At 36.4% G+C, this 22,451-nt stretch carries 18 protein-coding genes and 1 pseudogene; 14 read left to right on the forward strand and 5 right to left on the reverse strand.

All coding sequences use genetic code 11. The features are described from left to right. The first annotated feature begins 9 nt into the window (after positions 1–9). The 14 genes from RIL182_RS04090 (at position 10) to RIL182_RS04155 (ending at position 16,626) form a co-directional block, all read left to right on the forward strand. Positions 10–1,314 carry an ABC transporter ATP-binding protein gene (locus tag RIL182_RS04090; protein ID WP_006856648.1) on the forward strand — a complete coding sequence of 435 codons (1,305 nt, stop codon included), beginning with the start codon at positions 10–12 and terminating at the stop codon, positions 1,312–1,314. After that, positions 1,307–2,746, forward strand: coding sequence for a class I SAM-dependent methyltransferase (locus RIL182_RS04095; RefSeq protein WP_006856647.1), 1,440 nt, complete (start codon positions 1,307–1,309; stop codon positions 2,744–2,746). Before RIL182_RS04090 ends, RIL182_RS04095 begins: the two co-directional genes overlap by 8 nt. A 2-nt stretch (positions 2,747–2,748) precedes the next feature. After that, positions 2,749–3,582 (forward strand): glycosyltransferase, encoded by an 834-nt coding sequence (locus RIL182_RS04100; protein WP_134523043.1) that lies wholly within the window; start codon positions 2,749–2,751, stop codon positions 3,580–3,582. Positions 3,583–3,602: 20 nt separating this feature from the next. Further along, positions 3,603–4,685 carry a hypothetical protein gene (locus tag RIL182_RS04105; protein WP_006856646.1) on the forward strand — a complete coding sequence of 361 codons (1,083 nt, stop codon included), beginning with the start codon at positions 3,603–3,605 and terminating at the stop codon, positions 4,683–4,685. Between the two features lie 208 nt (positions 4,686–4,893). Beyond that, complete coding sequence (locus RIL182_RS04110) at positions 4,894–6,777, forward strand: glucosyltransferase domain-containing protein (protein WP_006856645.1); 1,884 nt, start codon at positions 4,894–4,896, stop codon at positions 6,775–6,777. Between the two features lie 55 nt (positions 6,778–6,832). Further along, complete coding sequence (gene rfbF, locus RIL182_RS04115; RefSeq protein ID WP_006856644.1) at positions 6,833–7,609, forward strand: glucose-1-phosphate cytidylyltransferase; 777 nt, start codon at positions 6,833–6,835, stop codon at positions 7,607–7,609. A 22-nt stretch (positions 7,610–7,631) separates the two neighbouring features. After that, positions 7,632–8,972, forward strand: coding sequence for a lipopolysaccharide biosynthesis protein RfbH (rfbH, locus tag RIL182_RS04120; RefSeq protein ID WP_006856643.1), 1,341 nt, complete (start codon positions 7,632–7,634; stop codon positions 8,970–8,972). Positions 8,973–8,995: 23 nt separating this feature from the next. Then, on the forward strand, positions 8,996–10,837 hold the full coding sequence (locus tag RIL182_RS04125; protein ID WP_006856642.1) for a thiamine pyrophosphate-binding protein: 1,842 nt from the start codon (positions 8,996–8,998) through the stop codon (positions 10,835–10,837). A 60-nt stretch (positions 10,838–10,897) separates the two neighbouring features. Further along, complete coding sequence (locus tag RIL182_RS04130; RefSeq protein WP_006856641.1) at positions 10,898–12,046, forward strand: class I SAM-dependent methyltransferase; 1,149 nt, start codon at positions 10,898–10,900, stop codon at positions 12,044–12,046. Further along, positions 12,043–12,966, forward strand: a complete 924-nt coding sequence (locus tag RIL182_RS04135; RefSeq protein ID WP_006856640.1) for an NAD-dependent epimerase/dehydratase family protein — start codon at positions 12,043–12,045, stop codon at positions 12,964–12,966. The genes RIL182_RS04130 and RIL182_RS04135 overlap by 4 nt, the downstream gene beginning before the upstream one ends. Next, complete coding sequence (locus RIL182_RS04140) at positions 12,963–14,024, forward strand: zinc-binding dehydrogenase (protein WP_006856639.1); 1,062 nt, start codon at positions 12,963–12,965, stop codon at positions 14,022–14,024. Before RIL182_RS04135 ends, RIL182_RS04140 begins: the two co-directional genes overlap by 4 nt. Positions 14,025–14,039: 15 nt before the next feature. Next, positions 14,040–15,002, forward strand: a complete 963-nt coding sequence (locus tag RIL182_RS04145; protein ID WP_006856638.1) for a glycosyltransferase family 2 protein — start codon at positions 14,040–14,042, stop codon at positions 15,000–15,002. Further along, positions 14,995–16,059 carry a CDP-glucose 4,6-dehydratase gene (rfbG, locus tag RIL182_RS04150; RefSeq protein ID WP_006856637.1) on the forward strand — a complete coding sequence of 355 codons (1,065 nt, stop codon included), beginning with the start codon at positions 14,995–14,997 and terminating at the stop codon, positions 16,057–16,059. Before RIL182_RS04145 ends, rfbG begins: the two co-directional genes overlap by 8 nt. Before the next feature lie 45 nt (positions 16,060–16,104). After that, a complete protein-coding gene (locus RIL182_RS04155) occupies positions 16,105–16,626 on the forward strand; it encodes a GtrA family protein (RefSeq protein ID WP_006856636.1) in 522 nt (173 codons plus the stop codon). A gap of 218 nt (positions 16,627–16,844) precedes the next feature. Here the strand turns inward: RIL182_RS04155 and RIL182_RS04160 are convergent, their stop codons facing one another. From RIL182_RS04160 to tnpC (RIL182_RS04180), 5 genes and pseudogenes are all read right to left on the reverse strand, one after another. Then, entirely contained in the window at positions 16,845–18,014 is a 1,170-nt protein-coding gene (locus RIL182_RS04160; RefSeq protein WP_134523045.1) for an IS110 family RNA-guided transposase, read from the reverse strand. A gap of 298 nt (positions 18,015–18,312) precedes the next feature. Then, positions 18,313–19,959 carry an IS66 family transposase gene (tnpC, locus tag RIL182_RS04165; protein WP_134523047.1) on the reverse strand — a complete coding sequence of 549 codons (1,647 nt, stop codon included), beginning with the start codon at positions 19,957–19,959 and terminating at the stop codon, positions 18,313–18,315. A 146-nt stretch (positions 19,960–20,105) separates the two neighbouring features. Further along, positions 20,106–20,459 (reverse strand): IS66 family insertion sequence element accessory protein TnpB, encoded by a 354-nt coding sequence (gene tnpB / locus RIL182_RS04170; protein ID WP_006855325.1) that lies wholly within the window; start codon positions 20,457–20,459, stop codon positions 20,106–20,108. Continuing rightward, positions 20,452–20,790 carry an IS66 family insertion sequence element accessory protein TnpA gene (gene tnpA / locus RIL182_RS04175; protein ID WP_006855327.1) on the reverse strand — a complete coding sequence of 113 codons (339 nt, stop codon included), beginning with the start codon at positions 20,788–20,790 and terminating at the stop codon, positions 20,452–20,454. Before tnpA ends, tnpB begins: the two co-directional genes overlap by 8 nt. Positions 20,791–21,016: 226 nt before the next feature. Beyond that, positions 21,017–22,372 (reverse strand): annotated as a pseudogene (gene tnpC / locus RIL182_RS04180) (IS66 family transposase); the annotation flags it as partial. Positions 22,373–22,451 lie beyond the last annotated feature (79 nt).

Consider the following 22,451-nt stretch of genomic DNA (forward strand, 5'->3'; position numbering starts at 1 on the left):
GGAGAAAAGATGGATAGTAATTTATCAATAGAAGTTAAAAATTTGGTTAAAGTATATAACTTATATAACAACTCATCGGACAGATTAAAAGAGATTCTTAGTATTAGTGGAAAAAAATATCATGGTGAATATTATGCTTTGAATGGTATTGATTTTTCAGTAAAAAAAGGAGAAACTTTTGGAATAATTGGTACAAATGGTGCAGGAAAATCTACTTTGTTAAAAATGATTACAGGCGTAGCGACACCCACGAGTGGTTCGGTAGAAGTAAATGGAAAGATTTCTGCGTTGTTGGAATTAGGAGCTGGGTTTAATAAAAATTATACAGGAATTGAAAATATCTATTTAAATGGAACAATGATGGGATACTCTAGGGAGGAAATGAAGCAGAGAGTAGAATCAATTGTAGAGTTTGCAGATATTGGAGATTTTATTTATCAGCCGGTAAAAACTTACTCAAGTGGAATGTTTGCACGTTTGGCTTTTGCGGTAGCAATTAATATTGAACCTGAAATTTTAATTGTGGATGAAGCTTTATCGGTTGGTGATGTATTCTTTCAGAATAAATGTTATAAAAAATTTGAAGAATTAAGAGAAAAGAATATTACGGTAATATTTGTATCACATGATATTGGGACAGTAAAACAGTTATGCTCACGTGTTTTATGGATAGAACATGGCGAGCAGCAAATGTTAGGGGATAGTGTTGAGGTTTGTAATGAATATTCAAATAGTATTTTGAAAAAGCGGGGAGTAGAATACGAAAAAAATGGTGCCGTACAAAATAAAAAAACAACTTTGATATCTAAAAAATTGAAATTAGAGGAATTCCCTGCGATAACATATACAAATGAAAGTATTTTAAACGAAGAAGTAAAGATTATTTCTAGTTTTATATCAGATCATAATGGAAAAAGAGTTTCTTCGTGCTTGGCAGGGGAACGTTATACATTATCCATAGTATTCTCATCTAAGCGAGATATTTCACAGTGTATAGCAGGATTTGTAATAGAAACCGTAAAGGGTCTTTGGGTGATAAACTGTAATAGTTTAACATCTGGATTGGAAGAGACATTTTCTATAGTACATGATTCTATAAATAAAATAGATTTTGAATTTGTAATGCCTAAATTGATGAATGGTGATTATGTAATAGGAGTTGCCATTTCAGAAGGCAGTATAATGGATTTTAGTGTTCTAACCTGGTTATATAATGTATTATATTTACAAATTACAAACGTTGGAAATAATGACGGAATTTTAAAACTTGATACGGAAGTGAAAATTTATAGTAAAGGAATGGAAAATGAGTAAATATGATTTTGGATATGAACTAGAACAAGGCAGTACTAATAAATGGGCATTTGAGATGGTTGAAAAAAAATGTTGTAGGGTATTGGAATTGGGCCCTGCAATCGGTAATTTGACGTTTCATCTGACAAATGAAAAAATGTGTCAGGTAGATATTGTAGAGATTAACGAAGAGGACGGAAAAAGAACTGCAGAATTTGCAAAAAATGCCCAGATTGGACCAATAAATGGTAATTTAAATTCTGATGTATGGTATGACAATCTACAGAATGAAAAATATGATTATATAATTGCATTAGATGTTTTAGAACATTTAGAAAATCCAGAGCATGTTTTGATACTTTTAAAAAAGCTGTTACAAAAAGATGGAAAAATATTGCTTTCAATTCCAAATTTAGCCCATAATGCAGTGATTTTGGAGTTATTAAACAATGATTTCCGCTATCATGATTTGGGATTACTGGATCAGACACATGTTCATTTTTTTGCATATAAGTCAATAATTAAAATGATTAAAAATGCGGAATTATATATTAGCTATATAAATGCTATAAAAAAAGGTGTAACGGATACTGAAATACAAGTTGATTTTGAAAATGTGCCACCTGAAGTTGAACAGTATTTAAAAATGAGAAAGTATGCAGATGCATATCAGTATTTATTTATATTAGGAAAAGAGCAGTCTGAAATAATGGATTATTTGAACGATGGAATAATCCAAGAAGATATGTGTGAAACCAAAATATTAGTGGATGGCATGATAAAAAATGAATTAGTGTTCAGAAATCATTATGAAAATGTTTCTATAGAGATAGATATGGCTGCATACAAGAATGCCAATAGCATAAGATTGGTACCAATAGAAAAAAAAGCGCTGATATACGATTTGCAGGTGTATGAAATAGATGAAAATGAAAAAGAAATAGAATTAAACTATAATTGGACAACTGGGATTCAAATTGACAACTCTTGTGTGATCTTAACGGATGAAGGTAGGGAAATCAATTATCTTATCAGTACAAGCACGAAAAAAATTAAAGTTTTGTTTAAATGTATGCTGCAATCAGAGCTTTTAGTTCAAAAAGCATTAAAGTTAAATAAAATAAAAAACGAATTATTGGATATTATTAATGAGAAAAATTTAGAAAAAACAAGGTTGGAGGAAGAAATACAGAATAAAAAGGAAAATGAAGAAAGAATCTGCATAAAGGTTAATGAATTGCAATATGAAAATCATCAATTACAGATGGAAAAAGGCAGAATGGCAGATGAAATACAAGACATTAATCAACAATTGCAAGATAAACTGGAGGAGTTATTTGATAAAGAACAAAAAAACAATGAATTAGAAAAAGAACTGACGACTATTAAGTCTAATATACTATATCGAATTTATATGAAAATATATAAAGGATTACATAGGAAGGGGATTTAGTTGTGAATAAGGTGAGCGTGATTATGCCTTGCTATAATGATGGACAATACATTATGGAGGCAATTGATTCGGTAAGACAACAGACGTATAAGGACTGGGAACTTATTATTGTTGATGATGGATCGGATGATGAAGAGACAATTAGAATTATAGATTCAATACAGGATGAAAATATAAAAATATATCATACAAATCATTTGCACCCGGCAGGAGCCAGAAACTATGGGATAGAACGAGCAAATGGAATATATATTTTACCTGTAGATTCGGATGATAAAATTGAAAAAACATATATGGAAAAGGCTGTAAAAAAAATAGAATCCAATGACAAAATAGGAGTTGTGTATTGCGAGGCAGATTTGTTTGGAGAAAAAACAGGAAAATGGCAACTTCCGCAATACTCCTTTGATAAAATGTTATTAGATAATATTGTATTCGTAACAGCTTTGTTTTATAAGAAAGACTGGGAATCTGTCGGTGGTTTTAACACCAATATGGAAGCAGGAATGGAAGACTATGATTTCTGGCTTGGTATATTAGAACTGGGAAAGGAAATTTATCAGATTCCGGAAATACTGTTTCATTATCGAATAAAGCCTGTATCTAGAACAACAGGATTTCAGTCAGATTATATTCAAATCCAAAAAGTATATCGTCAGATTTATGATAATCACAAACACTTTTATAAAATACATCAGGAAGATTATGACAAAATTTTAAGGGATGCTTTAATAGAACAGATAGCGATTCGTTCTAAGTATGAGAAACAATTTGAAAAAATTGAAAGATATTATAGAATACCGATTGTTAGAAAAGTATTAAAAAAATTAATTTAGAATTTTATGGAGGAAATTTAATGGTTGTTTTTACATCAATATGTACTAATTATGCACATAAAGCCAGAACACTTGCGGAATCTGTGAAGAAGAATATTCCAGATGCGAAATTTTTGGTATGCCTGACCGAAAGAGAAGTTCCAAAGTCAATGGATTGCAGCTATTTTGATGATGTTATTTTGTCAAAAGATATGTGGGAGGGCAATTTTAACAGATACATTTTTAAGCATGCCATTGTAGAGGCATCTACTTCTGTTAAAGGACACTTTTTTAAATATATTATTGAAAAATACGCAGATGAAGATAAATTTGTCTATCTTGATCCTGATTGTTATGTATATTCTGATTTTGTGGAATTACGGGATCTGTTAGATAAACGTCCTATCGTTGTGTGTCCGCATTTGTTACAGCCTGGAAATATTGATATGGAGCTTTCGTCAACAGCACATGGTGTATATAATTTAGGATTTTTGGCTGTAAATCGTAGTGAAGAGGCCAAGAAATTTATTAATTGGTGGGCAGATCGTTTATATCTGTTTTGTTATGATGATATTGAGAGAGGCATATTTACAGATCAAAAATGGATAGATTTAGCACCTTGTTTTTTTGATGTAGAAATTTTAAAACATAGAGGATATGATTTTGCAACTTGGTCATTGTTAGATTGTGGGATGACAGAGGAGAATGGAAGGTTCTTTGTAAAAGGCGATCCGTTGCGGTTTATTCATTTTTCTGGATATGGAGCAACAATTGAAAAATGTATGAATGATTGGTTACCAGAAGGTGATCATCCTTTCCGAAAGTTATATCGTGAATATTCAAAATTACATGAAAAAAATAATGAAGATGGAGTTTCTAAAACACCATGGAGCTATAGCCAATATTATTCTGGAGAAAAAATTGATGACAATCTGCGAGTGGAATATAGAAAGAATAATGATGTCATGTTTTCAATTGACGATCCATTTGCGTTAAGTAATAAGAAAATGAAAAAGATGTTGAATCCATCTAAAGCTAATTTATTTGAAAAAGGAATAAAATATTTTAGGGATAATGGGTTGAAAAATACTATAAAAAGATGTTTGAATTATAAAATACAATAATTGATTTGTATATATGCTACAAGTTTTTATTAAAATGGAAATAGCAGTAGTGTTTGATGATATTAAAGAAAATTCATGATGTCCATTTTTATGAATTCTAAGGTGCAGTTTGCATTGTATGTTTATTTGATAAACAATTGAAGAGATAGTTTTAAAAGAAAGTATTAAGTACAAATTTTGTGAACAAAAACGTAGGAAGGTTGAGTAAGTGAAGGATAAAATAAAAAAGAAAATATTAATTGCATCTTTGGGAATTTTTATTTTTTTAATATGGGGACAACGTGAAATCTTTATTGTTAATAAAGGCTTTGGGTATAAATTCCTTGAATTAACATTTACAGTATTTTCATTTATAACATTAAGTTTGATAAGTTATTATTTATTGATTAAAGAAAGCAAAATCAGTTCACACAAAACACTTCAAACAGGATATTTAGGTTTACTGGTAGTACAGACAGTTGCTTTCCTGCCATTGTATACACAAACATTTATGTATGGTGATGATTTATGGGGATATAGTAGGGATTTTGATGGATCATTAAGTGGTGGTATTTATTATAGCAGACCTTTTGTTAGTTTCTTAAATGGATTTTTGGTTGATACATCGTTTAAATCTATAAATAATGTTAGAATTTTTTGTGGACTTACGTTATTTTTATTTGGCTGCGTTATGTTTCGTTTTATGGTAGATGAAACAAAAAATGTGAAAAGAGCCTGGTTTTTTGCAGTGTTGTCAGTTGCTGGTTGTGCGGCAGTTGATTGCATTGCATATGCAAGTGTTTATCCTATAAATGCTTCTTTATTAATCTCTGCAATCTCTTTTATTACATATTTAAAAGCAATGGAATCAGAAAATCAAAAAAGAATTTTCTATTTATGTATTTCGATCATCACTCTTGTGAGTGCCTTTTGTATGTATCAGGTTGGTACACCGATAGTGTTTTTGATGTATATAATTCATGAAAAGTATAATGGAGAGATTTCTGAAAAAAAAAGATGCTGGAATGCATTTAAATATTTAATTTTTTATGGAATAACAGCAATTTTATATTTACTATTAACAAAGATAATACAAATATTAACAGACGTTGAGGCAGGTCAGAGTGCTAGGTCAACAATCGTATTTTCAATTGATGATTTAGTACATAAGGGATTTTGGTTTATTACAGATGTGTGTCCGCAATCTTTAAGAAGAATTATTGCATTTATATGTGGAAATAAGTTATTTGAACAAAATAATATGTTTTATCAATGTACGTTTTCACAAAAGGTAATTGGGATTTTTTTGACAGTTATTTTATTTGCTTTAATAGTAACATCAATTGTAGTAAATTCTTGTAGAAAAAAAAGTATTGCTTTTTTTGCTTTATCCATTGTATGTATTCCATTGTCGTTTTGGCCTTTTTTAATTTTACCAGAGAGTACGTATCTTACATATTATGCTATGGCAATTATATTATTATTTACATGGTATATTTGGGATGCAGTTTGTATATTGGTGGATTTTATAAAAGAAAGAAAGTTATTTCAATCATGGAAATTGTCAATTAGTGAGAACGGATTGTTAGCTATTTTAATTGTTATTATTGCTTTACAAAGTAATAATTATGCAGAAAATTCATGGGTCAATTATAACCGAGATTCGTATGAGTATTTAGCAAATACAATAGCTGCAAAAATTGATTCAGGTGAAAATATAGATACAATTACAGTTCAGGGAAGTATCAGTCCCTATGTTGGTGGGCGAGAATATGTTATTTTTGCAGTAAAAGATATTTTGATTGAATTAGAGCGTAATCCAGATGACTATAATATAATACAAAGTGATAACAGCTATTATATTTCTATTTTTAATGATAATGAATTAGATAATATGACAAAAATATTAGGAAAAGAAAAAATAAATAAATTATTAAACTATTATATGCATGATGATATGTATAGTAGATGGTATTATGTTGGAAATGTAGATGATAGAGAGGCATTAGACTTTCTACAGAGTTGCTTTATTGCTACTGGACAGCTTGTTTTAGACAAGGATAATACTATTTCCATTAATATGGAAGGATTTAATAAACGAAATAAGTTTTAATTATTATAATCATTTTGCAAGTGAAAAATGCAGGCAAAGGAAGCGAGTGAGAAAAATGAAAGTTGTAATTTTAGCGGGAGGATTCGGTACACGAATCAGCGAGGAAAGTTATTTAAAACCAAAGCCAATGCTTGAAATTGGTGGAAAACCAATTCTTTGGCACATAATGAAAGAATATTCACATTATGGATTTAATGAGTTTATTATATGTTGTGGGTATAAACAGCATGTAATTAAAGAGTGGTTTGCGGATTACTATTTGTACAATAGTGATGTCACTTTTGATTTTAGTGACAATAATAAAATGACTGTACATAATAATGTGGCGGAACCATGGAAAGTAACTTTGGTAGATACAGGATTAAATACTATGACAGGTGGACGTGTAAAGAGAATTCAAAAATATGTCGGAGATGAACCGTTCATGCTGACATATGGAGATGGTGTGTGCGATATCAATATCAAGGATTTGGTAGCTTTTCATGAAAAGCATGGCAAAATAGCAACATTGACGGCTGCAGCAATGGGACAGAGATTTGGAGTTTTAGATATTACAGGAGATGAAACAATTACTTCGTTCCGGGAAAAAAGCATGGATGATGGAGCGCGGATCAATGCAGGTTATATGGTATTGGAACCAAAGATTTTTGATTTTATAGAAGGTGATACGACGGTATTTGAAAAAGAACCATTGGAAACAGTTGCCAAAATGGGTGAGTTAAAAGCATATATGTTTGATGGTTATTGGCAGTGTATGGATACAAAGCGTGAGATGGATAAGCTGAATGAACTTTGGGACAATGGAAAAGCACCTTGGAAATCATGGGAATAAATAGATTGGAGATTGGAAAAAGATGTTTGAAAATAAAACAGAAGAGCAGGCAAAAAAAGAGATACTGGATATGGTAGCAGAGTATTGCGATACATTTCACAATAAGAAGAAAGAGTTTGAGCCGGGAGATCGTATTACATACGCATCGCGTGTTTATGATCATGAAGAGATGTGCAATCTTGTAGATTCTGCATTGGAATTCTGGCTTACATCAGGAAGATATACCGATGAATTTGAAAAAGCATTTGCAAAGTATCTTGGCGTGAAATATTGTTCCCTTGTGAATTCCGGATCATCTGCAAATTTAAATGCATTTATGGCATTGACATCTCCTTTACTTGGAGAACGTCAGGTAAAACCGGGAGATGAAATGATTACAGTTGCGGCTGGATTCCCAACAACGGTGACTCCGGCGATCCAGTACGGTGTGGTTCCTGTTTTTATTGATATTACAATTCCACAGTATAATATGGATGTGACACAGTTAGAGGCGGCTTTGTCTGACAAGACAAAAGTTGTAATGGCAGCACATACATTGGGGAATCCATTTGATTTAAAGGCTGTGAGAGAGTTTTGTGATAAACATAATTTATGGTTGATTGAAGATAACTGTGATGCTCTTGGGTCAAAATATACAATTGATGGAGAAGAGAAATTTACAGGTACAGTTGGTGATATTGGAACATCATCATTTTATCCACCACATCATATGACAATGGGAGAAGGGGGAGCTGTTTATACTAATAATGCATTATTAAATAAATGTATCCGTTCTTTCCGCGACTGGGGACGTGACTGTGTATGCCCGTCAGGAAAAGATAATTTATGTGGACACAGATTTGATAAGCAGTATGGAGAACTTCCATTAGGCTATGATCATAAATATGTGTATTCTCATTTTGGATATAATCTGAAAGCAACCGATATGCAGGCTGCAATTGGATGTGCACAGATTAAAAAGTTTCCAACATTTGTAGAGAAGAGAATTCATAATTTTGATCGTCTGAAAGCAGCACTTGCAGGATGCGAGGATAAACTGATTCTTCCAGAGGCTTGCGATAATGCAAGACCGAGCTGGTTTGGATTTTTAATTACCTGCAAAGAGGGTGTGGATCGTAATAAAGTGGTTCCGTATATCGAGGCACATGGAGTTCAGACACGTATGTTATTTGCCGGTAATCTGATTAAACATCCGTGCTTTGATCAGATGCGTGCGTCAGGAAAGGGATATCGTGTGATTGGAGATCTCAGTGTCACAGATCGTGTAATGAATAATACGTTCTGGGTTGGTGTATATCCGGGAATGACAGATGAAATGATTGACTATATGGCAAAAACAATTAAGGAAGCAGTAAACCAGTAAGTTAGAGTACGAGGAGAAAAGATATGAAACAGAGACTGGCGGATTATGTGGCAGATTTTCTGGTAAATCACGGAATAAAAGATTGCTTTATGGTAGTTGGTGGTGGGGCCATGCATTTGAATGATGCATTAGGGCATAAAGAGGGATTGCACTGCACTTACAATCATCATGAACAGGCATGTGCAATTGCAGCGGAAGCATATGCAAGAGTCGATAATAAGATAGCGGCTTTATGTGTGACCACCGGACCAGGTGGAACGAATGCGATTACGGGTGTTTTAGGTGGCTGGCTGGATTCTATACCGATGTTGGTGATTTCTGGTCAGGTGCGTTATGATACGACTGCAAGATACATGAGTCAGTATACGGATGGGTTGCCATTGCGTGCAGTTGGCGATCAGGAATACGATATTACAAAATCGGTTTCTAGTATGTGCAAATATGCTGTGATGATTGAAGATCCCAAGGATATCCGATATGCGTTAGAAAAGGCATATCATCTTGCAATGACGGGCAGAAGAGGACCTTCCTGGATTGATATTCCGGTAAATTACCAGGGATGTTATATTGAAACAGACGAGCTGCGTGGGTATGATCCGTCAGAGGATGTAAACGAAAATCCGGCGCCAGTGGAAAAGTCAGTCATAGCAGAAGTCATCGGGAAGATCAAAGATGCGAAGAGACCGGTGTTGTATGCAGGAAATGGAATCCGTTTATCAGAAGGATATGGAGCGTTTAGAAAAGCAGTTGAAAAACTGGGAATACCGGTTGTAACCTGTTGGGATTCTATTGATGCAATTGAGGATGAAAATCCTTTATATGTTGGAAGAGGCGGTATCATGGGAGACCGCCCAGGTAATTTCGCAGTACAGAATGCTGATCTGGTGTTGGCTGTTGGAAACCGTCTGTCTATCCGCCAGGTAGGGTATAGTTGGAAAACCTGGGCAAGAGAAGCATATGTGATTATGGTTGATGTAGATCCGGCAGAATTGAAAAAGACGACATTGCATGTTGAGCTGCCGGTTTGTGCAGATGCAAAAGATTTCTTTGTACAGATGAACGAGCAACTTGCAGATGAGGACGTACCCGTTTTTGCTGGTAAAGAATGGATCCGTAAATGTCAGGAGTGGAAGAAAAACTACCCGGTTACACAGCCAAAACATTGGGAAGAAGATGGAAAGTATGCAAATGTGTATGCGTTTATCAAATATTTAAGTCAGAATCTTCCACAGGGAAATATGACTGTTGTGTCGAACGGAAGTGCCTGTGTTGTGGGAAGCCATAACTATGTGATCCAAAAAGAGGCTCGATTCCTGATTAATAGTGCAGTTGCCAGCATGGGATATGGTCTTCCAGCGGCAATTGGAGCATGTATTGCAACAGGAAGAAAGACGACTATCTGCTTAGAAGGCGATGGAAGTATTATGATGAATCTGCAGGAGTTACAGACGGTTCTGACAAACCAGCTTCCAATTAAGATATTCGTGATTAATAACCAGGGATATCATTCTATTCGTCAGACACAGAATAATCTGTTTAAAGAACATTGTAAAATTGGTATTGGACCGGAGAGTGGAGATTTATCATTCCCTGATTTTTCCAAATTGTCGGAAGCGTTTGGATATACTTATCTGGAGGCTCATTCCAATGCGCAAATGAAGAAAATGGTAGATCAGGCATTGAAAATAGATGGGGCAGTTTTTTGCGAGATATTTGTATCGGCAGAACAGAATTTTGAGCCAAAGAGTGCTACTAAGCGTCTAGAGGATGGAACACTTGTGAGTCCTCCATTGGAAGATCTTGCGCCATTTTTGCCAAGGGAAGAGATCATAAAAAATATGTTTATACCAGTAATTGAAGAATAGATTTTTTTAGCCAAAACATTTTTATGTTTTGGCTAAAGTTGTTAGAAAGAGAGTGTGAAGATGAAAAAATGTTTAGTATGTGGTTCGGAGTTATTGAAAGAGCCATTGTTAGATTTTAATAATATGCCGGAATCTGCTCAGAATATTCCAAATGAAGAGGAAATAAAGCAGGATAAGGGAATTCGCTTGAAGTTATATCAGTGTAAAGGCTGTGGTTTAGTCCAGTTTGATTGTAAGCCAGTGGATTATTATAGGGATGTTATTCGTTCAGGTGGATTTTCTTCCACAATGGTTGAGTTGCGCAAAAGCCAGTATAGACATTTGATAGAATCATATCATTTAGAAAATAAGAAATTTATTGAAGTGGGCTGTGGACAGGGAGAATTTTTGTCAGTTTTGACAGAATTTCCAGTGGATGCATATGGAGTGGAACATAAGCATGATTTGGTTGAGATTGCCAGAAAACGTGGTTTGAATGTTAGTGAGGCATTTGTTGAAAATAAGAATACGGTAATTGAAAATGGACCGTTTGATGTATTTTTATCATTTAATTTCTTGGAACATCAACCGGATCCGAATGGAATGTTACAGGGGATTTATGAGAATTTGAAAGAAGATGGAATGGGTCTTATTACGGTTCCAAGTCTTGAATATATTTTAGAATATAATGGCTATTATGAACTGATCAGGGATCATTTGGTATATTATACATTTGATACACTTCAGTTTGTGTTGGAAAAAAATGGATTTGAAGTGTTAGAGCAGGAAATGGTTAATAGGGATACATTATCCGTGATTGTTCGGAAAAAACAAAAGATTGATGTTAGTAAGATAAAAGAGAGTTATGACGTTGTCTGTAAAGAGATAAATGATTACGTTGATGCATTAAAGAAGCAGGGGAAAAAAGTGGCAATTTGGGGAGCAAGTCATCAGGGATTCACACTTGCTGCAACAGCAAAACTTACAAAAAAAATTGAATATATTATTGATTCAGCACCGTTTAAACAGGGAAAATATGCGCCTGCATCGCATATACCAATTATTTCACCGGCAGATGCGTTACTACATTCTGTAGATGCTATTATTATTATGGCACCTGGATATACGGATGAAATAGCTGCGATCATTAAGAGAGATTTTGGACAGGGTACAGAAATTGCAGTGATGAAAGCAAAAAATTTACAGATGTATGAGGATATTAAACAGTGAAAACAATTGTGATGACCGGTGCAACCAGTTTTCTCGGTAGAAATTTAGTTAAAACTTTTATAAAAAAGGGATATGAAGTTTTTGCATTAGTAAGAAAAAATTCTGCGTCGATTCATTTATTGCCTGAAGAAAATGAAAGATTTCATTTGATGTATGGTTCATTAGAGAATTTGACATGTATTGAGGATTATATAAAAGAAGCAAATTATTTTGTACATTTTGCATGGGATGGATCGGGAAATGCAGGAAGAGCAAATTATGAAATTCAGAGCAAAAATGTCTGGTATTCTATGGAGGCGTTAAAAATTGCAGACAGACTGGGGTGTGAAAGTTTTTGGTTTCCAGGTTCGCAGGCGGAATATGGAGTTAAACATGAGCCAATTAGCGAGGAAATGGAATGTCATCCTGTTTCAGAATATGGCAAATCAAAGTTGAAATTTGGAAATATGGCAGAAGAATTTTGCAGAGATAAAAAAATTCGTTTTATACATCTTCGTATTTTTAGTATCTATGGTGCCGATGACAGACCTGGAACCTTGGTGGATACATGTGTGCGTAAGTTTAATAGCGGTGAAACTGTGCAGTTAGGTAATTGCACTCAAAAGTGGAATTATTTATATATTGATGATTTTACTGATATGATTAGTCGTATGATGGAAAAAAACATAGATACAGGGATATATAATATTTCTGGAGTAGATACCCGGGTTTTGAGAGAGTTTGTAACGGAGATATATCATTTATCAAATCAAACAGGAAATTATGAATTTGGAAATAATATAGTAAATCCTGAGGGAACACCTGATTTAGAACCAGTGATTAAAAAAGTAGATAGTGTAATTGGTACTCATAAAATAACTACATTTAGTGATGGAATAAGAGAAATTATGAAAAGGATTGAAGAGGAGAGTTTTGTATGAAAGCGTTTGTGTTAGCAGAACCAGGAAAGGTAAAGTGGTTTGATGCACCAGAACCGCAATTAGTGCCATATGGTGCTATTTTAAAACCGGTTGCTGTGACTCCATGTTCGTCTGATGTACATACAGTATTTGGTGGTGGTTCTAAAAAGCAGGATAATTTAGTGTTAGGACATGAGTGTATCGCCGAAGTTGTAAGTGTAGGTGAAAATGTATGTGACTTTAAAACTGGTGATCGTGTAGCTGTACCTGCTATTACACCTGATTGGAGAGAGAAAAGTATTCAGGAGGGAAATGACAGACATGCGTCAGCGCCATTTTCTGGACATCAGTTGGGAAGAACACAGCCAGGTGTTTTTTCAGAACGTTTTTTAATTAAGGATGCAGATACTACATTGGCACATATTCCGCAGAAAATATCAGAAGAGCAGGCGTTGATGAGTGTAGATGTGGTAACGACAGGATTTACCGGGGCAGAATATGCTGATATTAAGATTGGTGATACTGTATGTGTGATTGGTATTGGACCTATTGGTTTAATGGCGGTAGCAGGAGCAAAATTACGAGGTGCAGCTCGTATTATTGCAGTAGGAACACGCCCTAAATGTGTACAATTAGCAAAATACTATGGAGCAACAGATGTTTTAAGTTACAAAGAAGGGGATATTGTACAGCAGGTAAAAGAATTGACAAATGGAATAGGTGTTGATGCGACGATTATTGCAGGAGGAACTGCAGAAGTGCTGACACAGGCATATGATATGACGAGATATGGCATAGGAACTATTTCCAATATTAATTATTTTGGAGGAACCGGGTATCTGCCCCTTCCAATTTTTTCAGGTGGAAGAGGTATGTGCGGAAAAACATTGCACATGGAATTGGCAAAAGGTGGCCGGGCTCGTATTGAAAGGATCATGTCCATGATTGAATTTGGAAGAGTTGATCCGACACCATTGGTTACACATCATTTATATGGACTTGACAAAGTGGAAGAAGCACTTTATCTTATGAGAGATAAGCCAGCAGATTTGGTTAAAGTAATGGTGCATTGTGAATAAAAAGGAAAAGAACAGATGAAAAAAATAAGTGTGATGATTCCCTGTTATAATGAAGAGGAAAATGTAAGGGAAATATGTGCAGCAGTTATTGATGTATTAGAAAAAGAATTGTCTTCATATGATTACGAAATTTTATTTATTGATAATTGTTCACAGGATAAGACAAGAGAATATTTGAGAGAAATGTGTAAAAAGAATCCTAAAGTGAAAGCAATTTTTAATGCTAAGAATTTTGGACAGTTTAATTCACCAGTTTATGGAATGTGTCAGACGACAGGGGACTGTACAATTAGTCTTTGCTGTGATTTTCAGGATCCTGTAGAATTAATACCGGTATTTGTAAAAGAATGGGAGAATGGTTATAAAATTGTAAGTGGAATTAAGACAGGAAGTAAAGAAAATAAAATAATGCGGTTTTTAAGAACCTGCTATTATAAAATGATTAAGAAGATGTCTGATGTTGAACAAATTGAGCATTTTACTGGTTTTGGACTGTATGATAAAAGTTTTATTGAAGTATTACGCAATTTAAAGGATCCGACACCATTTATCAGGGGAATTGTTGCTGAGTTAGGATATAAAAGAAAAGATATACCGTATACTCAGCCAAAACGTAAGGCAGGAAAGACACATAATAACTGGGCAACATTATACGATGCAGCTATGTTAAGCTTTACATCTTACACGAAAGTAGGATTAAGAATTGCCACTATTATTGGATTTATATTTTCAATGGTTAGTTTGATAGTTGCATTGGTTTATCTGATTATGAAATTAGTTTTTTGGGACAGGTTTGTTGCTGGAACAATTCCGATTTTACTTGCAGTATGTATTCTCGGGTCGGCACAGTTATTTTTTATTGGTTTATTAGGTGAATATGTTATGAGTATGAACAAACGTATCATGAATCGTCCGCTGGTTATTGAAGAAGAACGTTTGAATTTTACGGAGGAACAGGAGGATAAATCAAATGCTTGATGTTTCTTTTTACAAAGATAAAAAGGTATTGATTACCGGGCATACAGGATTTAAGGGATCCTGGATGTGTCAGTTACTTATTATGGCAGGAGCTAAAGTAACAGGATATGCGCTTGAAGCACCGACAGATCCAAGTTTATTTGAAATGTGTCATCTTGCAGACCATATGCAGTCTGTCATAGGGGATGTGCGTGATTTAGACCATATGAAAAAAGTTTTTGATGAGGTACAGCCAGAGATCGTGATTCATATGGCAGCGCAGCCAATTGTGAGAGAATCCTATAAGAATCCTGTATATACCTATGAAACGAATGTGATGGGAACCGTAAATGTTTTAGAATGTGTCCGTTTAACTTCATCAGTTAAATCATTTTTAAATGTTACGACAGATAAAGTATATCTGAACAAAGAATGGGAGTGGGGATACAGAGAGAATGAAGAATTAAATGGATATGATCCGTATTCAAATTCGAAATCATGTTCCGAACTTGTAACCAGCAGTTATCTGAATTCATTTTTTAAAGATATGGATGTTGCAATTTCAACAGCGCGTGCCGGTAATGTAATTGGAGGCGGTGATTTTGCAGTAGATCGTATTGTCCCTGATTGCATCCGTTCAGCGGAGAAAAAGGAGGATATCATTGTAAGAAATCCTTTCTCCACAAGACCATATGAACATGTTTTAGAACCGGTTGTTGCGTATCTTATGATTGCGAAAGCCCAGTATGAGGATAAAAAATATGCTGGAAATTATAATGTTGGACCGGATGAAACTGATTGTTGGACAACAGGTAACCTGGTAACTCTTTTCTGTGAAAAATGGAACAGGGCAACAGGCGATTCTATAAAATGGATTGATCGCTACGATGGTGGACCGCACGAGGCAAATTTCTTGAAATTAGATTGTTCTAAACTGAAGCGTACCTTTGGATGGAAACCAAGATGGAACGTTGAGACAACCATGGAAAAGATTGTGGAATGGTCACATATTTATCTGCAGCATGGTGATGTAGCAGACTGTATGAAACGTCAAATTGAAGAATTTATAACAGAATAGGCACTCTGTGGAGTGCCTTATTTTAATGAAAGGTTGAAAATAAAAATGCAAAATGTAGGAACCGTGATATGGCATTGGATCGAGGTAATTGCACATGCTGTTTTAAATCTGTTTTTTAAATTAATTGGAAAAGAACTGACACAAAGTCAGTTTGATGCATTTATGCAGTTCGTGAAGTTTGGAATTGTGGGTGTAAGTAACACGGTTATATCATATGTATTGTATGCTGTCAGTCTTATTGGGTTTCAAAAGGCGGGAGTTTTACCGAAAAGTGATTATCTGGTTGCACAGGTGATTGCATTTGTTTTAAGTGTGTTATGGTCGTTTTACTGGAACAACAAGCTGGTATTTGTTTTGGAAGAAGGAAAACAGCGTTCAGTATGGAAAGCGTTATTAAAGACATATGTTTCGTATTCTTTTACAGGATTGTTTTTAAATAGTATTTTACTGATTTTGTGGGTGCAGGTAGTTGGAATTTCAGAATTTATTGCACCAATTATTAATCTGTTGATAAGTGTACCATTGAATTTTGTGATAAATAAGTTTTGGGCGTTTAAACAGAAATAAGTAAATAATTGTGGTTAGTCTATTTTACTACAATTATGGAGGACAACATTATGGCAAACACCAGAAAGTCCAGAATTCCAAAAGGAGACCAGCTATGAAAAGTCAACCATAAATTAGTAAAAAATTTCTTTTTCATATCGGTGGTAAAAAAGGGTAACTTTAATAGAGCTCCCTTAGGGTGCTTTTTCAAAATCTATCGATATTGGTATACAGACCTCTTATTTGAGGTTAAATTCGACATTGTCGGTGAGCATCTTCCAGATGACTCTGACAAGTTTGCCGGAACAATGCCCAAGTGCATTGTAGTGAGACCGGCCTTCAGCTCTCTTGGCATCATAATAAGCCTTGAAGGTTGCGTTGTTTCTGACAACGTTCCAAGCTGCATTTACAAGGGCATATCGTAAAACACGAGAGCCACGTTTGGACATCCTTGTTGTCTTAGCCTGAAAGTTACCAGACTGATAAACAGAAGGATCCAGACCAGCAAAAGCAAGCAGCTTGTTTGGATTGGAGAAACGGTGAATATCACCTATTTCACCAAGAATCATTCCACCATTGATATAACCGATACCAGGAATGGTCATGATGACAGAATCGTTGAATTTCATGATATCCGTCATCTCAGCTTCAATCTTTTCTAATTGGCTATCCAGTAACTCGATTTGTTGAATGGTTTGAGTTATCTGAATAGATATAGCGCTGTCGTTAGCACCGACAGACTTCTGTGCGAGAACTCTTAATTCTTTGGCCTGTTCTTTGGTAAAGTGTCCGTGTGAGTTCACTTTGAGCAGATTTGCCAGATGAGTCATATGCATGGAAGCAATCTCTTTTGGAGAAGGTGCTTCTTTTAATAAAGCATAGACAGCGTGTTGATGCAGACCGGATTTGAAAAAGTATTGAATCTCCGGAAAGACCTGATCAACATAGGTTGTCAGTTGAATTTTCAATCGGGTACGTTGCTTTATGGTTTTCTGACGGAAACGTCCCAATGCCTTAAGATCCATCATATCGAGATCGAAGAAGCTGACGAATCTGAGGTTGTCCTGTATCATAAGAGTTTTAGCAATCACGTAAGTGTCGACCTTATCTGTCTTAGTTTTGCGAACGTTATTTTTTCGCATTTGACAGGTTTTGATGGGGTTCAACACACACACTTGGTAAAGCTCAGTAACAAGGAATCGAACAAGGTTGTCACCGTAGTGTGCCGTTGACTCAAGACCGATGATGGGGCTGTTCTTATCGAATGATTCGAGTTTAGAGACCAGCAGTTGGAAGCCATCAGCGTCATTTGTGAATTTGAACGGCTCAATGATTATTTCACCGTCGAAAGAAATCGCAGCGGCGAAATGATTAAGTTTGGCAATATCAATGCCTACGTAAATTTTCATGAGGTTGTACCTCCCTTTCCTAAAGTCTGATACCATGATGTCCACCAACGATTATCATCGTAGACTTGATAGAAATAAGTACTCTGAGTGAAAAACACTCCGGCAACATCCAGCTAATAAACAATTCAGATAAAGGTAGTGGCAATACACTCCAGTTGAGTAGTCAAGCTACAGAAAACAAATCAAAAGTCCATAGTATCTGAATTGTATTGAACCACGATATTAAAAGAAAGGTAAGTACGTAATCATCTGTACCTTGCCTTTTTAAAAAACATGCCGCCCATCAGGGCGGCACATTTTATTTCTTCTTTTTGGTTCGAAATCCTTCCGGTAATTCATTTGACCATGGCAAAAGCCGATTTAGATCATCCGGCTTTGGAAAAGGTCCCATTTTACGAAGCTCGTCTAATACATAGGAAAGATATACATACGGCTTCAGACCATTCAGCAGGGCTGTTTCTGCGATACTATAAACAACAGCACTGGCATCTGCACCACGGATACTCTTGGCAAACAGCCAATTCCGGCGGCCTACTGCAAAATTTTTGATTGCACGCTCCGCACTATTATTATCAATGCTCAGATGCCCGTCATCCAAGTACCTGCGAAGATAGTTTTCCTGATTCAGCGTATATAAAATGGCATCACCAATAAGGGAAGATCTGTCTACAGAATCTTCCATCGAATGCAGCCATTCAAACAGAGCTTCCACTACTGGACGCGACTGCTTCTGGCGTTCCTGATACCGTTCTTCCAGTGTCTTATCTTTGATCAGTTCCTCTACTTTATACAGGATTCCGATCCTCGTCATTGCCTGATATGCAACTGTTTCTTTCAGCTGCTCCTTTGTGAAATCCTTTTTTAATGCCGTGAGCGCAGCATCAAAACGGCGTCTCGCATGGGTAAAGCATCCTGTTACGGTAATGGAATCGTTCAGTCCATGATACGCCTGGTATCCATCACACGTCAGATATCCATGAAATGTATCTCCAAGGAAGTTTACCGGGTGATATCCGGCACGCGTTCTCTCATAATCAAAGAGAACCATCTGTGGGGATTCACTGTAATGATCTGTCAGATATACCCACATCCAGTTTTGAGATGATCCTTTCTGATCCGGTTCATCAATTACCTGAATCCTGGTCTCATCACAATGGATGTATCTGCTCTTTAGGAATTCTTCCTTCATCTGCCTATAAAGCAGTCCCAGATACCGGTCTGCACAGCTGATGATCCAGTTTGCCATTGTTTTTGTTGAAAGATTTAAGTCATACCTTGCGAATTCCCGTTCCTGTCTTGCCAGCGGCATGCCATTGACATACTTTGCATTCATGATTCCGGCAACCAGCGAAGGTGTAGCAATGCTTCCCTTGATCAGCGGAAACTCTTTTTCCGGCCGGATCATAGCACCACATTTTGGACAACTGTATACATAGGTTACTTCTTCAACCACTTCAAAGGTGGAGGGGATGAATTTCAGTCGTTTTACGACTTCTTTTGTGACGACTTTATACTTTGTTCCACAGTCCGGACAATAGCGGTCTTCGCCGGTCAGTTTATATTCGATTGTTTCTGTTACTTCGAAATTAGAGAGATCTTCTTCTTTTTTGCCGGTGCGTTTTTTCCGTTTGTGCGATGGAATCACGATTTCCTCTTCAATCTCAGCAGTATCCATATCTGCATTGACTTCAGCCTCATTAAACAGATCCATCTGTTCATATCCATCTGCGTATTTTTCACTGGAAGAACCGAAACGTCTTCTTTGTGCAAGCGCAAGACGGTCTGAAAGCATTGCGTTCATAAATTCCAGTTCTTTCTGCTTGTCTTTCAGAAGCTGTACCTCGGTCTCTTTTTTTTGAACCTGATTCTGCATGATTCGCATAACTTCCATCATGTTTTCACGGCTCATGTTATTCAGCTGTTCCTCTGTAAAAAACGGATCCATCCGGCAATCTCCAAACTCTTATATGATAATTCCAGTATAGCATAGAAAGTCCAGCTGTTCGAGAAAAATCAACGTTTTACTGTGTAGGAATATATACCGATATCCACGAGTATTTCGTGCTTTTTGCGAATTGACAAATCCGTTCTTTATACAACAATCTTTGGATGTCTTTCTTCAAAAGCTCCCTTCGGAGTAAGTGAAAGACCATCACACAGCCAATGCATCTCTTTCAGGGTCACTTTCTGTAATTCATCCGGAGTATCCGGCCAGTGAAAGGAATCTTTGTCAAGCCTCTTCATCAGAATCCAGAAACCGGATCCGTCCCATTGCAGAATCTTAATAGAAGTCCGCCTGCGGTTGCAGAACGCAAACATGCAGCGCGAATAGGGATCAAGTTTGAATTTTAGCTTGATAATTGCAGCCAGTCCGTGATAGCTTTTTCTCAGATCGGTAGCTCCACAGGCAAGGTAAACGGTTGTGCCACCTGCCAGATCAAGCATGATCTTTCAGCCCCTGGATCAGAACACGAAAAAATTCCGGCGGGCATTCAGGCATCACTTCAATCCGAATAGCGTTTGTGATAAAAATGCGGACTGGAGACGGGCTGATATTCAAAGTCTCATTCTTTGAAATCTCTTTTTCCGTTGGCATTTTTGCAAAAATCATATCTGTATCTGATTGTTCGTCCAATTTTTTCAGCTTGCGCATCCAATAATTCATTGTAGAGACTGGAACGTGATGTTCCTGACACCATGTTTTGCAAGTCTGCCCACTGAATTGAAATTCATGGATTCGTTCAGACCACAGCGTGATTTTTTCATCTGTTTTCATAATGATACAGTTTCCTTTCTTTGTTATGAAAAGAGTGTATCAGAAAAATATAGTTGCTGACAGATACGAATGATTACGTACTTACGAGTAGTCAAGCTACAGAAAACAAATCAAAAGTCCATAGTATCTGAATTGTATTGAACCACGATATTAAAAGAAAGGTAAGTACGTAATCATCTGTACCTTGCCTTTTTAAAAAACATGCCGCCCATCAGGGCGGCACATTTTATTTCTTCTTTTTGGTTCGAAATCCTTCCGGTAATTCATTTGACCATGGCAAAAGCCGATTTAGATCATCCGGCTTTGGAAAAGGTCCCATTTTACGAAGCTCGTCTAATACATAGGAAAGATATACATACGGCTTCAGACCATTCAGCAGGGCTGTTTCTGCGATACTATAAACAACAGCACTGGCATCTGCACCACGGATACTCTTGGCAAACAGCCAATTCCGGCGGCCTACTGCAAAATTTTTGATTGCACGCTCCGCACTATTATTATCAATGCTCAGATGCCCGTCATCCAAGTACCTGCGAAGATAGTTTTCCTGATTCAGCGTATATAAAATGGCATCACCAATAAGGGAAGATCTGTCTACAGAATCTTCCATCGAATGCAGCCATTCAAACAGAGCTTCCACTACTGGACGCGACTGCTTCTGGCGTTCCTGATACCGTTCTTCCAGTGTCTTATCTTTGATCAGTTCCTCTACTTTATACAGGATTCCGATCCTCGTCATTGCCTGATATGCAACTGTTTCTTTCAGCTGCTCCTTTGTGAAATCCTTTTTTAATGCCGTGAGCGCAGCATCAAAACGGCGTCTCGCATGGGTAAAGCATCCTGTTACGGTAATGGAATCGTTCAGTCCATGATACGCCTGGTATCCATCACACGTCAGATATCCATGAAATGTATCTCCAAGGAAGTTTACCGGGTGATATCCGGCACGCGTTCTCTCATAATCAAAGAGAACCATCTGTGGGGATTCACTGTAATGATCTGTCAGATATACCCACATCCAGTTTTGAGATGATCCTTTCTGATCCGGTTCATCAATCACCTGGATCCTGGTTTCATCGCAATGGATGTATCTGCTCTTTAGGAATTCTTCCTTCATCTGCCCATAAAGCAGTCCCAGATACCGGTCTGCACAGCTGATGATCCAGTTTGCCATTGTTTTTGTTGAAAGATTTAAGTCATACCTTGCGAATTCCCGTTCCTGTCTTGCCAGCGGCATGCCATTGACATACTTTGCATTCATGATTCCGGCAACCAGCGAAGGTGTAGCAATGCTTCCCTTGATCAGCGGAAACTCTTTTTCCGGCCGGATCATAGCACCACATTTTGGACAACTGTATACATAGGTTACTTCTTCAACCACTTCAAAGGTGGAGGGGATGAATTTCAGTCGTTTTACGACTTCTTTTGTGACGACTTTATACTTTGTTCCACAGTCCGGACAATAGCGGTCTTCGCCGGTCAGTTTATATTCGATTGTTTCTGTTACTTCGAAATTAGAGAGATCTTCTTCTTTTTTGCCGGTGCGTTTTTTCCGTTTGTGCGATGGAATCACGATTTCCTCTTCAATCTGCATATTGCGAAGCTAAACGGCCGGATTTGCGGAGCGAAACGGTCGCATTCCGTTTTTGAACAGCCGAATT

This window comes from Roseburia intestinalis L1-82, assembly GCF_900537995.1.
Classification (GTDB): domain Bacteria; phylum Bacillota; class Clostridia; order Lachnospirales; family Lachnospiraceae; genus Roseburia; species Roseburia intestinalis.